General features: G+C 42.3%; 9 protein-coding genes and 2 pseudogenes. 6 read left to right on the forward strand and 5 right to left on the reverse strand.

Annotated features, from left to right (window positions below; genetic code table 11):
• Nucleotides 1-179: 179 nt before the first annotated feature.
• Genes ACHA99_RS08720 through ACHA99_RS08730 form a run of 3 tightly spaced genes read left to right on the forward strand, consistent with a single transcriptional unit; the run spans nt 180 to nt 6,150 of the window.
• Nucleotides 180-794, forward strand: a complete 615-nt coding sequence (locus ACHA99_RS08720; protein ID WP_393942206.1) for a hypothetical protein — start codon at nt 180-182, stop codon at nt 792-794.
• On the forward strand, nt 794-3,067 hold the full coding sequence (locus tag ACHA99_RS08725) for a hypothetical protein (protein WP_393942208.1): 2,274 nt from the start codon (nt 794-796) through the stop codon (nt 3,065-3,067). Before ACHA99_RS08720 ends, ACHA99_RS08725 begins: the two co-directional genes overlap by 1 nt.
• On the forward strand, nt 3,052-6,150 hold the full coding sequence (locus ACHA99_RS08730) for a tyrosine-type recombinase/integrase (protein ID WP_393942210.1): 3,099 nt from the start codon (nt 3,052-3,054) through the stop codon (nt 6,148-6,150). Before ACHA99_RS08725 ends, ACHA99_RS08730 begins: the two co-directional genes overlap by 16 nt.
• A gap of 12 nt (nt 6,151-6,162) precedes the next feature.
• Here the strand turns inward: ACHA99_RS08730 and ACHA99_RS08735 are convergent, their stop codons facing one another.
• From ACHA99_RS08735 to ACHA99_RS08745, 3 genes are all read right to left on the reverse strand, one after another.
• On the reverse strand, nt 6,163-6,903 hold the full coding sequence (locus ACHA99_RS08735; RefSeq protein ID WP_393942212.1) for an HD domain-containing protein: 741 nt from the start codon (nt 6,901-6,903) through the stop codon (nt 6,163-6,165).
• Nucleotides 6,904-7,032: 129 nt separating this feature from the next.
• The gene (locus tag ACHA99_RS08740; protein WP_393942214.1) at nt 7,033-8,211 is read right to left on the reverse strand and encodes a tyrosine-type recombinase/integrase; all 1,179 of its coding nucleotides are present in this window, start codon (nt 8,209-8,211) and stop codon (nt 7,033-7,035) included.
• 9 nt (nt 8,212-8,220) lie between these two features.
• The gene (locus ACHA99_RS08745; protein WP_254053132.1) at nt 8,221-8,433 is read right to left on the reverse strand and encodes a hypothetical protein; all 213 of its coding nucleotides are present in this window, start codon (nt 8,431-8,433) and stop codon (nt 8,221-8,223) included.
• A gap of 155 nt (nt 8,434-8,588) precedes the next feature.
• Between ACHA99_RS08745 and ACHA99_RS08750 the strand changes: the two genes are divergently transcribed.
• Nucleotides 8,589-8,825: a helix-turn-helix domain-containing protein gene (locus ACHA99_RS08750; RefSeq protein WP_393942216.1), complete on the forward strand. Its 237-nt coding sequence runs from the start codon at nt 8,589-8,591 to the stop codon at nt 8,823-8,825.
• A gap of 601 nt (nt 8,826-9,426) precedes the next feature.
• Here the strand turns inward: ACHA99_RS08750 and ACHA99_RS08755 are convergent.
• Nucleotides 9,427-10,469 (reverse strand): annotated as a pseudogene (locus ACHA99_RS08755) (IS3 family transposase); the annotation flags it as partial.
• Between the two features lie 237 nt (nt 10,470-10,706).
• On the opposite strand from ACHA99_RS08755, the gene ACHA99_RS08760 reads away from it, so the two are divergent.
• Entirely contained in the window at nt 10,707-11,822 is a 1,116-nt protein-coding gene (locus tag ACHA99_RS08760; protein ID WP_393942218.1) for a hypothetical protein, read from the forward strand.
• 31 nt (nt 11,823-11,853) lie between these two features.
• On the opposite strand, the pseudogene ACHA99_RS08765 reads toward ACHA99_RS08760, so the two are convergent.
• A pseudogene (locus ACHA99_RS08765) lies at nt 11,854-12,023 on the reverse strand (IS5/IS1182 family transposase); the annotation flags it as partial.
• A 72-nt stretch (nt 12,024-12,095) separates the two neighbouring features.
• Here ACHA99_RS08765 and ACHA99_RS08770 point away from each other — a divergent pair.
• Nucleotides 12,096-13,309 (forward strand): IS3 family transposase gene (locus ACHA99_RS08770; protein WP_393942220.1). Its coding sequence is split into 2 segments (ribosomal slippage): nt 12,096-12,354 and nt 12,354-13,309, totalling 1,215 coding nucleotides; the frame shifts between segments, so codons are not numbered across the junction.
• The last annotated feature ends 167 nt before the right edge of the window (nt 13,310-13,476 follow it).

A 13,476-nucleotide genomic window follows, 5' to 3' on the forward strand; every position in this document is an offset into this window, starting at 1 on the left:
CCGATCTCAGGTTAATTAAACAACTTTAGGGGCTTTTTCATTAATTCGATTAAGGAAACAAACCCGATGACGATCACAAAAATCGATCTTTTTCCCGATCAATTTTTGATCGCACTTGGGAGGTGAAAAAGTGAGCACTATATTAAAGAAAAGACGTAATAACACGAAATGGAATTCTGATGGCCCAAATGATTTTAAAGTACCAAGACAAGCATAAGTTGATTTTACATCCCGCAGCAAGAAATGCATTCGATGTAATGCAATCATTCCCAGGGCTCTGTAATCGACATGCCCTACCTGCAAGTATCAGGTCTGAATTTGCCTCCCAAACAATATATTGTTTAGGGCACACAGATTCGAGAGTAAAAAGCAATAAGGCAAAACATCGTGTTAGAACATTTCAGTTTTATAGTCCTATTTGGGCAGCAAGTTTTTGGGATAACGGACGCCCACCAAAAGGTACTTTGCTGATTTACGAAGCAAACATTCAAGACCAATTGACGCCTGAAATAATTGAGAAAAAAGCGTGGTTGTCACTATTCCAACTGCTCAGTTTATCCATCAATTCTAAAAATATTGCAGCTTTTATTGATGCCTGGCGCCAAGGACTGCCAGAGCAGTTTTCACGCGAACTCTTTGAGAGAAATACACTACCTGACCAGCTATTTTGTGATTTGTTATCTATCTCGAGAGGCACTCTGGTTCAGCAGCGACAACGCCAGTCTCCTAAATGTCAAACATCTGATTCTGTCGATATTGTCTCCGAATTAACAATGCCATGGGAGCCAAAATAATGACTCCTCCGGCACGCAACATCAGCAAAAAATTAAAGGAATTATTAAACAAATGGCTTGTGCCAGAGCATTTAAATCCAGAGCTCAAGCAAACTCTGTTAATGCAACTCGCCTACAGTATTCAAGCATTTCCAGCAGGCTATTGGGAACAATTTGAACTGATGCATAGGTTAGTAAAGGTTCTGATAACAAAAACGTCTCCAGGCTCAGTGAGCAACACTGAAATATTTGGAATTTTAAAGAAAAATAAGCATCTTACATCATATCCATTTGCTGCCACCATTTGTGCAGTGTTACCACCCAATGTAACACCACAATGGATAACAAAATACACGGCATACCAATCTATTGTTCTTATCTGTTGTTTCATCCGCTATACCCATGACCAGCAACTAGCAACCTCCGGAAATGAAAATGCATTACGAGAGTTACGTCTGGTCGCGATGGACCCTAGGCATCGAAAGCTATTGGATATATTGCCAGAATTGGATGGAACATCATCAATTGAACTACTGGTATCTGCACTTAAAGAACTACGTAAGCATAAGTATCCTGCCCTGCAAGAATACGGAATTGGTTACTTGGATTTAGTGCTTAGAGACGCGCTATCTTGGACCGAAAGACGGCGAAGAAGAATTAGAATACCTCCAACTTCAGACTCTGACATCTTCGTCGAACTCAATCCCATTGATGCATTTGAAGACGCTGGTTTAGAGGTTAAAGAACTATATGTCATTTCCCCAAAACCGACGACGGGTCAAGAACGAGATGAGGCTCTAACAATAACAGCAGGCCGAACATTTCGTATTGAAGAGAGTACCTTGACACATAATCAAAAAATAAACCGTTCCCCAACATCAAGAGCCGTCCGGGCTATACAGCATCAATGTCTGACCGAAAAATTGAGCATTATGCAGCTATCGTTAAGCTGCAGTTACAATCAACTTACCGAATGGGATATACGCCAGCTCATTAGCTTCACGACCGATGGAATTATGAATGGAGTAGACCCCGAAAGCTGTTCAGCCCTGCTTCTGAGTCTTCTATGTGGTCGAGATCCTATTTCACTAGCACAATCTTCAAATGCATTTTTTCTAAAACACTACAAACATCACCCTTGCCTGTACCTCGGCCATTCAGTACCCGCAAGCAAACAGGATGGTAGACTGGAAAAATGCTTGAAAAAAACAACAAACCATTTGGTGCTGCCGCTCCCTAAAATATTACAAGATCAGCTCACTCAAAACGTTGGCACGGAGGACTTGAAGTCAGTCATTCATAACATTAACAAGCGACATCGATGCCGTTTAAGTCTTGGAAGAATTACCCGATTTATGGAGCACTGGTATCTCAATAACGGGCTGGATCGTGCCGAAGTCGGATTGATAAAAGGGCGAGCCCCCCGAAACCAGCCTGCACTGAGCTACTCTAATTTCGATGTGGATAAACTGATCGAAAACTACCGCAAATACGTGATTTCAATATTCAACATAGCTGAAATCGATCCGGAACTCCCCATAGCTAAGCCCATCAAAAAGCAACTGGGCAGTGCATTACATCTCCCTTCCCAGACTTTGTACAATTTTTTCCGCATACTGAGGAGTCAAATCCCTCGCCAACGAATGCATTCTTTGGAAGAACTCGCAACACTACATAATCACTATGTCTGCTACGTATGGTCTCTACTGACTTTTGCAACAGGTCACCGCGATGTAAACGCCCCGATGGGACAACGCACAGATTTCAACAGCCATAACAACTCCTGGTGGATAAGCGATAAAGAAAACCGCCATGGGGTGGCCTCCAGAACGCTAATACTCCCAAAGACAGCGGTGATGCAACTCGAACACTATCTAAAACATCTTCAAGAGTTGAAAAAGCGCAGTCAGCTCATTGCAGAAGACATTTCCAATCGTGCTGACGCAGCGATTACTGGCAGAGGAAATCTTCTATTTTTTATAAAGCATCAAGAACAGGACAACATCCCCAAAATTACGCAAGAACTCACGCCTGCTAGAGTAAAAGCATTTCTTGGCGACCAGTTACCTTGGCCTGCGAACTGGGGGAGACATCACATGCGCAGCGAATTAAAGCGTATCGGTGTTGCTCCGGAAGAAATTGATGGTTGGATGGGACATGAAGATATCGGAGAAGAGTCAATGGGTCGTCATAGCATGCTATCAACTCAATACCTCAACCGCATCGCTCAGCATATCGAATCGCTACTGAACACTCATGACATTACGGTGGTTGATGCATGGAAAACCCACTGATTCTCCCAACTGAAAAAAAATCCCTAGTACGGCTATTGGGGCATCAATCGAGAACCGCTGCTCGGCAAAAAAGTCATATAAAGATAATAAAACAAGCTCTGGCGGTGCTTGAACAACATCTACCTGAACTGTTTGAAACACAACCGAAATACGATCGATTTTCGGCAGTTTGGCCACAGGTTGACTCGGATCTGCGAAAGGTCCTCAAATCGGAAACAGCATACCGCCGAGGATATTCTTTTATCTGCAGACAATTAGAAACGGGTAACCGACAAGGACTTTGGCAGATCAATCCACCTTCAGACTATCTCACCCTTCGTAGGGTTCGACCGCTGAGAAGTTTGACCTGGCAGCACAATACTTCTGATTTCGCTTCAAAAATTCACGGTTTGCTGGACAATCTTGATAAAACATCCGATCCCCAGCAATGTTTTGCCAGATTGCTGATGAGTTGTATTTGCTATGGAGGCCTAAACCGACCTGCACTATGGCCTGCTCTGGCTAAAGCATTAACCGATGATAAACCATTAAATGGCAACAAGGACCTTTGCTGGCTAAGGTTGAGGCCAAATCATGGGAAGGACTTTGCCAGTAACCTCTATACCGATCACGACGGTATAGGGCCCAATGAAGCTCAGGTGGAAGTTCAGTTCTTCCCCGACCCGATAAGCCTTGGTCTGATGAAGCAATTCCTAAGTTTCAGACCCAAAAATTGGCGTTACCCCAAATCAATTACAAAATGTTTAGAGATAATCAAGTCTGAACTCAAGCTTGATCTTCCAATAACACAACTTCGACAAGGCGGGGTTTGTTTTGCAGAGACTCAACTAAATGTCGATCTACCACAAGTGTTGGTAGAGTATTCGTTGGGACGTCAAAAAAGCGCATCTCTACCAAGTGTTTACTGGTTCAGATTGTTGAAAAGCACAACGGGATCCTGCAATGTAAGGAGCTTTGCTCAATTCAAGCAATGGTATGATCTAACGCAAACAAACAGTTCAGCAACACCGTCATCACGCAGTTCTAAGCTAGGTAACCGATACCTGCTGAATCAAATAAGAGAAATACTTAAGCACGATAACGCAAAATCCCAAGGAAAGATTTATGTTGTCAGTAAGTTGCGGGAACTAGAACTAACACAAGCAAGCCTCCGCCCAAGCGAAGAGATCCTTCTTCAATGGCTTATCCATCACATGACTACCGAGAAAAATGCAGTATCAACAGCTCATAGGTATTTTGGAGCAATTGGGGGCGACTGGTTGGCCGCTACCGCAGGCGTTGACCTATACAGTCTGAGTAGTGACGATTTTATTGATCTTTATCAAGAAATTATGAATCGCACCTACAGTCAGCGGGAACAGCACTATAAGGCCGGTCGATTTGAGAACCTACACTCATTCGCACAACAGAAATTTGATCTCCCTCCTCTTAATCAGCAACTAAGCGAAGGGAGCGATATTACTCCCCATGTGAGTGCCGCCATTGTTGATGAGGTACTGTTTTCAGCCCTGCTGCGTCAAATTGATTATTTAGAAGACTTAAACCATGCTGCCAAACGGATATTAAAGTGCTTTCTCATCATTGCTTATCGAACTGGTCTCAGACCAGGAGAAGTCGCCAAACTGCGTCTAAAAGACATCGAGCCCTCTTCTGTCGGCTGGCTATTTGTTCGTGAAAGTCGCCACGGACATAACAAAACCGACTCAGCGCTTCGAAAAGTGCCTTTATTGCCTTTACTGACTGACAACGAAAAGCTTTTGGTGGAAAGCCATCTTAGTGAACGTCTTTTGGCTTGCCATAACCACTATGCCGAATTGCTCATTCACGCAGATGGAAATCCCTTTGAAGTGTTAAACACTCGTCAAATATCCTTGATGATGAAAGAGATATTGTCTCAATTAACCGGCGGTATTTATTATCGACTGTATCATCTACGCCATACGGCATTGTCCAGACTTCAGCTTCTTGCCCATGATGACCTGATCGGCTTGCCAGAAGTAGTGAAGGCTATGCTGCCGTACACCCCCTCGCAACGGAAGATTATACGTAAATTGATATTTGGTGAAGGACGGTTACGTGACAGATATTCTGCGCTGGCTGTGTTTGCAGGTCATAGCAGCCCAGACACAACATTCAGAAGCTACTTACATTTCACCGACATACTACTGGGCAGCCATTTGGCGGTAAATGCCCAAGAAATACCTGCTGGCACCGCGAAAGTGGTACTTGGTGTATGCCCTTATCGTTATAGAGTGATGCAAAAATCAGGAAACATAACCCCTGTACGTTTACTGCCATTCTTTAGAAAACGGCTCTCACCTTTTATGAGCCCAGTGAACAGCATTCGTCAAAGTACAGTCCTTCAGAACAACGTGGTTGAAAAAAGCAGTCACTACATTCAGGCCTTGGCTATACTCAGGAGGATTGAGCTTGGTCATGACTATCAAGAAGTCGCACTTCATTATCGCCTCCCCCTAGAACAGGTCAAACGCTGGCTTGATGCTGCAACTGCACTTCGGATGTTAAAAACACCACAAGACATTGACCGATTATTTTCAAAAAAACGTTGCTATGCATTGCTACCCGCAGAACCTACTGACATTGCTGATCGAAAGGATATTTATTCAGCGTTACAAGCATGTAGCAAGCTCAAGTCGAGCAAAGAAGGAAAAGTCGAATTACGATGGGCTATTCAGTATTGTCTGACGCATACAACCAGCAGCCACACGTCGATCTTCTTTGATAAAGCGACAGAGTTTCAGCGATTCATGGCATTGGTAAGCCAACTTTTTACCTGGAAGCGCTGGCATCTTAAACTGCGTTATCAATATGGCAAAACATATAATCAGTGGCGATGTCACCCCGATATCGAAATAACTCGCGACACGTTACAGAAAATAAACGAATATCCAGAAGGAGCTGGAAGATTATTTTTACGTCATACCAATGAACAAAAACACATAAAAAGCAACGGTGGCAAAGCAATAAGCCAATATTCTTCCCCAGCATTGCAAACCGTATTCCACCGGCTGGCGATCATCCTATTCAAAGCGGAACAAATAAGGCAATGGGAGCAGAAATAATGCCCCCACGCCTCACCCAAGCCGCTTATACCATTGATCATTCATGGCGGAATGTGCGTACCAATGATGGGGAGGCACGTCTGCAAAAGCGGTGCGCCAATGACATACTTCCATGGATAGATTGTCACATAGTCTCACCATAGAGGCTGGAAGATAAGCCTCTGAGCGGCGCCCTACCTTGACCGAAAAGCAACTACTCAACGCCTCAAAAATCTTGGGGGAACTACGATGCAATGCCTCCAAAGGTCCAGCCAACACCATAAAATTGTAAGACTCGTGAGAACCCGCAATGCCATCCCGAGTATCTGCATTGTAAAAAAGGTGAATTTTACCTATGTCGTGCAAAAGACCCCCAATGAAAGCCACACATACACTCAAGGGTCCTACATTATAACGCCAACAAAGCATAGCCGCTGTCACCGCCACCTCATGACTATGCTCCAGTAATCCACAAGAATGATTATGATGATGACTACGACTCGCTCTGCCGGTAAAAAACTGCCCCATAAGCTCATTGTTGAGTAACACTGCTAAGTAAAAACGTCTCAATGCATCATCATGGATAAGCCCCAAAATCCCCCAGATATCGATAATGATAGACTCACAACCTGCTGGTACGAGTTTAAAATGATGATGCACAACAGCTTTATCAGTGACCTCAGGAATACTCAAAATTATTTTTACCCGTTGCAAATAATCACAATGATTCCATTGAACCATCACTAATTGCCCGTAAGGTTCTACACCTTCCATAACATTAGGGGATAGCTCAAGAGTATAACTCTCTTAAGCAGCTAAATTGCCACAACTCTACCTGTTCTCTGCGCTCAATCAGATGAACCCAGGCCAAGTCATCTGCATTATTTGTTCGGGATCTGATATTCATTTTGACGACTCCCCTTTGGGTCCATTGCCAATCAACCGTTCAAATGCTGCACCGTCTTGCCCCAATAAATTAGGTACATAGCGCGAGTAAACCCTAAATAACATACCAGTATTGGCGTGCCCTAGCTGTCGAGCAATCCATTCCGGACTCTCTCCAGCAGCGAGCCAAAGGGTTGCTGCTGTATGTCTTGTTTGATAAGGATTTCGCTTTTCGAGTCCCAAACTTTTCAGCAGTGGATACCAAACGCGTTTGGTGACATTGTGATGACTCAGTGCGTCACCACGCCGGTTACAAAACACGAAGTTGCTCTGAGTCTCGGTTTGCTCACTTTGGGTCTGAAGTGCTTCATATACTGGCTGGTTCATTGCAATAGCTCGGCATGAACCAGGCGTTTTAGTTGGGCCAAGGCTGCCACGTACCAGTGACTGGCGGATGTGGATCAATCTGTTTGTAAAATCAATATGCTCCCAAGTTAGGCCATCGATTTCCCCTGTTCTCATCCCCGTGAAGAATCTAACTAGGTAGTAAGTACGGAAATCTGTTCTCACATTCTCTACAATTCTGTATACCTCGTTGAGAGAAAATGGCTGAATTTCACTTCTTGGCATAGGTAACGCTTTGATATTTCGCCACGGGCTCTGAAATTCAAAACGTTCTGCAGCCTCATTCAGGATCAATCGCAAATATGTCATGATATGGTTGATCCGAGAGGTTGATAAAATTTTTAAGGTGGCCAGATCCGGTTCGCACAGCCTAGTGCGAAAGCCAAGAATGTCAGTCTTACTAATAGTGGCAATCATACTATCCCCCATTGCAGGTAACAGATGACACCTCAAGATACCTTCAACGGTCTCTATTTGACTGGCTCGCCACTCAACTCTCTTTTCAACTAACCAAAGGTTGGCGAAAGTGCCAAACAGCATCCGTCCTCCCGAAGCTTTAAGTTGGCTAACTTTAGCAAGTTGTCTGAAATACTCAGCTTTAGGACTATCAGGGAAATGATGGCCATAATCAAAGCTACCCGCCTTCATTTGCTGTTCGAGTAGCGTTAGCAACCTATTTAGCTTCTGCCGATTAGCTGAATTATCAACAAGACTAGTCTGCTCTCGGCAGCGCACACCCTTATAGCGAAAATCCAAATAAAGTTTCCCATCACGGCTATTTACTGTTCCCATAGCAATCTCCTAGTTCATCTGATTAATCAGATCATGGGCAGAGGCTCCAAGCAACATAGACTCCTCAACTCGTTCCCAGATGTAGAGAATTTTTCGCCCGCCAAAAGGCCGGATGTAATGTACGCCTTCAAACAGCACAGCATCTTTTAGACACTGACGGATAGTCCGAACGTCGTACTTAATCCTTATAGATAACTCTTCTGTCGTAAGATAAGTATTCATACTTGCCACCATATAGACCCTAGACTGACTCATCTGCGATTCATTTGAATCTTCCGGGATTACAATACTGCACAAAAGATTAATGTCAAGCTTTATTTGCGTCATGTATGAGTCATTTGATATGATGGATGGTAAATAAGACTTACGGATAAAACATGATCAGGATCCTCCTCATCAAGCAGCTTGATGAAAAAGCGTTCAAGGAAAAGCGCCGCATAACGTTGTCAGAAGTGAGTGAGACGACAGGGATTAGCCGAGCGACGTTAACACGCATTGCCAACGTACCGGGCAATGTCACTAACACTGATACTATCAATGCGTTGTGCAAATATTTTGAGTGTCAACCAGGGGAGCTATTGATTTATGTCGAAGATGAGGATAAAAAAGATTAAATATATTTAAGTCAGTAAATTAGCTTTAACTGGTAACCAAATATAGTTGAAAACTCACCAAGTATTTAAGTGAATATCTTCGATTGGTAATCAACTAAAAAAGGATGAAAAGTCAAAGAATGACTCAATCCCTAGAAGCATACTGCAGTCGCTACTTTACGTTTGAAGCTCTCTTTCACTGCAGTGACACTTGGGAGAATTCCCGTTGTCAGAATTTGCCCATACAGCAACAAAGCTGGGATGCCTATGCCGATCTTGCCAAAACAATACTTGACCCAATTGTCGACAACTTGGCAAGATTCAACTTACTTTTGGATTTTGTGGCAAGGAGCTTAGGCAGTTGATTTGAAAATAGATAGAATGCCATCAAAGGTGCTGGCAACTTGGATAGCGACCAACTTACCATTTGACCGACTTTATTACGATGGCGCAAATAAGCCAATACATGTCAGTATTGGACCTCAAAATAGCCAACAAATCACCTGGTAATCATCCCATTTTTAATGGACGTTAGAAGTAGAAGGTTGCGTTATTAAAGCCTGTTTATATTTTGGTGATAAACCACCAATAGCTGTACTGGTCAACTCAAATTGAACACTTTAGGTTGAGCAACTTTAAAAATCCAATCGTGTTTCAAGCTACCAAAGAAACGCTCAACAACGGCATTATCCCAACACGCACCCACATCACCCATGCTAGCTCGGACACCATAGTTCGATAGCAGCCTACCGAATTGCTTACTGGTATATTGCGAGCCTCTGTCACTGTGGAATACCAGCCCTCGCGCTGGTTGTCGCAGGTTGTAGGCTTTCATTAATGCCTTAGATATCAAATCCGTGGTCATGCGCTTGTCTATGTGCCATCCCACAATCCGGCGTGAATATAAATCCATCACAACAGCTAAATACATCCCGCCTTCACCCGTCTTTAAATAAGTCACGTCTCCCGCCCAAACCTGATCAGCCGATACTGGATTAAAGTTCATGTTTAACAGGTTATCAGCCACTGCATCTGAGTGTTTTCGCCGTGTCGTCACCTTGTAAGCACGTCGCAGGCTTGCTTTGAGTCGAAGGCGGCACATAATTTTACGAACGAGATAGCGACCAACCTGGTAGCCTTCCTTGCGTAATTTCTTCACCATTTCACGATTCCCTAAGCTGCCTCGACTTTGCTTAAATAGCTGTCGAACAAGGCGATAAAGCTTCTGTGTTTCAACGCTTATCACGTTTGCAGGGCGTTTATGCCAATCGTAATAGCCTGACTTACTGACACTCATTACTCGACATAACAGTACTATGGGAAACAGGTGAGATTGCAGTTTGATGAAACGAAATCTTACTTCATTTCTCTCGCAAAGAAGGCGCAGGCCTCGGTGTGCCCCTTGGGTATTTTTAGAATTTCATTCTCCATGCGTAATTATTTGTTTTCTCTACGCAATCGCTTCAACTCATCACGCTCAGACTCTTCTAAGGTGATGCCTTGTTGCAGGGCTTCGTGTTTTTCCTTCCAGTTGTAAAGCTGGCTCGTGCTAACTCCAAGAGACTTTGCCGCATCGGCAACGCTATAACCTTGCTCGAGCACCATCAAGACGGCATCATCTTTAAATGCCTGCGGATAACTCTTATGTGATTTTTTCAGACTCATATAGACCTCTTAATTTATTGGCCATACTGTCTCAAAATTAAGTGTCCGATGGGATTAGACCAGAACAATCTATTTAGGAAACAAAGCCAGAATGATACTTAATAAGTATTAAAAACAGACAGACGTAGATAAAGAAAGATTTTTACATGATATTTCATAATTAATCTCGTGAAATTAGTCATTTTGTTACTACAATACTATTTTTATCATTAAATTATTTTGGAGTTTTATTTAATAATGTTTAGTTCTGCACTTTCCCATAGAGCCTTGTTGAGTTTAAATGTATCAACATGCGAATTGCAAAAATTAGAAAAGCTGGATATCAAGAAAATAAATGCAGTTGATATAAGTAGACTACAGCAAACACTTTTAAGCACTGACAATAAAGTTAAACAACAACATATACTAAAACTCCTAAATAAAGTTAGTCAGCACAATGAAAGTGGAGTACATATTTTATCTCCAGAAAAATCTATCGCTCTTACGCCGCACATTAAAAGTGAAAAAGTTACCAGTGATGATAAAAAGTGTATTTTTGAAGAAAATAAAGTGAGTTCAGATACTGAGCTTTTACATCTTCAGTCAAAGGAGATGATTGATGATTTTATATTTGGGTTTTCGCAAAAAAAAACTAAACCTGATATATATGCTTTGTTAAATCAAGTGAAATTCGAACAGCACACCAAGCCAGCTTTTGATGTTCTCTCTAGTAACGAAAGAGATGCTATAAATTTTTACATAGGAAATCGGAATGGTGATAATTTGAATAATCCAGATAGGTTTAAAGGGATTTTATTTAGTGACTTAAATTCATACCTAAGAGGATATGAAGTTCGTGAAGATATCAAGGTTAGAGTAACTTCTATTGCGAGTGATATGTACTCTGGATTAATGAAATTACCATCTGGAGAAAAAAACACTATCAGTTATCGAGCGATAGATGCAAAGGGTGTTGCTGGCTTTGAGGGCTTGGAAAAAGGAGATAGATTCTTTGATTTTGCATCAATGTCATCATCAGAAAATCAAGATTTTGTTAGAGGCTGGTTTAAGACTAGAATGGCTAACTATCCAGTTAATGAACCTGCTGTTTTTATTTTAAAAGGTAACCCTATTAATACGGGAGCATTAACAAATAAGTCAGAGGTTATTTATCCATCAGGAACAAAATTTGAGATTATTCATTCTGATACTAGAAATGTAAAATTGATGGATGGATATGAACGAATGATGAAATTTTTTGTTGTTCAGCAATCATTAGATAACGATGGACTTTTTATTGATTTAGCCTCTGGTAGGAAAGAGTCATCAGATGGAATCGCTAGAAAGTTAACTGAGTTAGGACTAAATCACTAGGGTCTGTTGATCTTTCCTATACCAATGCTGTTCAGCAATACATCGGCAGCCACATTAACATAAACGCCAGTGACACCATACTGGCGTAATTTCTTGCTAGCTTGTCATATCTTGTTGATATTGCTCGATAGTGTTTAATTCATCCAAAGCATTCTCCACTAAATGTCGATACCGATATAAGCACCAATCGACTCTTTCTTGTAGTGGCACACTAATTTTGGCCACCTAAATAGAGGTGATATTATTACCTCGTAGATGACTTTAGGTGAACACATGAGATCGACAACCAGAAAAACATTTAGTGCTGAATTCAAACTTGAAGCTGCCCAATTAGTCCTCGATAAAAACCATAGCATCATCGAAGCTGCAAAGGCGATGAACGTAGGTAAATCCACTATGGATAAATGGGTGAGACAGTTAAAACTAGAACGCCAGGGTGGCACACCAAAAGCATCTCCGATTACCCCTGAACAAATTGAAATCCGTGAGCTGAAGAAGCAAATAGCTCGTCTTGAGGAGCACAATCTTATCCTAAAAAAGGCTACCGCTCTCTTGATGTCAGACTCGATGAACAATTTACGCTAATCAGCGCACTCAAGCAGAGCCACTCTATTCTCACAATTTGTAATGCATTCAAAGTGCATCGAAGTAGCTATAAGTATTGGCTAAAAAGAAAAGAACATATTGATGCAGACTTTACTATTTTATGCAGTGAAGTGAAGGCCGCACATCATATTAGTCATGGCTCTGCCGGTGCTCGAACGATAGCGCAATTAGTGACTAATAAAGGGATTGGTCTCAGTCGTTATCGAGCCCGTAATCTAATGAAAAAGCTTGGGTTATTAAGCTGTCAGCAGCCTAAGCATTCTTATAGGAAAGCGACACAAGAGCATGTTGCAATCCCTAATACGCTTAATCGACAGTTTGCAGTAACTCAACCAGATCAAGTGTGGTGTGGCGACGTGACATATGTTTGGGTCGGTAATCGTTGGGCCTATCTAGCCGTTGTTCTTGACTTATTTTCCCGCAAGCCTATTGGATGGGCCTTGTCATTATCACCAGATAGTGCGCTGACCTGTAAAGCTTTGAAAATGGCATTTGAGTTAAGGGGTAAGCCTGAGAATGTGATATATCACAGCGATCAAGGTTCGCATTACACAAGCTTGAAATTCAGACAATTAATATGGCGCCTTCAGATTGAGCAAAGTATGAGCCGTCGCGGTAACTGCTGGGATAATGCGCCAATGGAGCGATTTTTCAGGAGTTTAAAAACGGAATGGATCCCGACCCAAGGCTACAAGAGTTTTAGCGAAGCTAAACAAGATGTGACTGATTACATCATTGGTTATTACTGTGAAGTCAGGCCACATCATTACAATGCAGGATTGAGCCCAAATGAATCAGAGCGAAGATTTTGGGAAGATTCTAAAGCTGTGGCCAAATTTAGTGACCATATATGGACGCCTCAGCTTTTACAACACTTTTGAATGATTGGTTCACTACCATATATTCGGCGTCTAAATAGGCTTTTTACCCGCGCCATGATGTAAATCCGAAACCTATTACCTTATCACTACATCGGCATTTAATGCCTTGCTCAAGTCAGGCTCTAATAGGTACGGTTGACCGTTTATTCATCAGTGCATGTAAACTT

Origin of the sequence: Shewanella sp. S23-S33 (genome assembly GCF_043359565.1) — a bacterium.
In the GTDB taxonomy this organism is placed as follows: Bacteria; Pseudomonadota; Gammaproteobacteria; order Enterobacterales; family Shewanellaceae; genus Shewanella; species Shewanella oncorhynchi.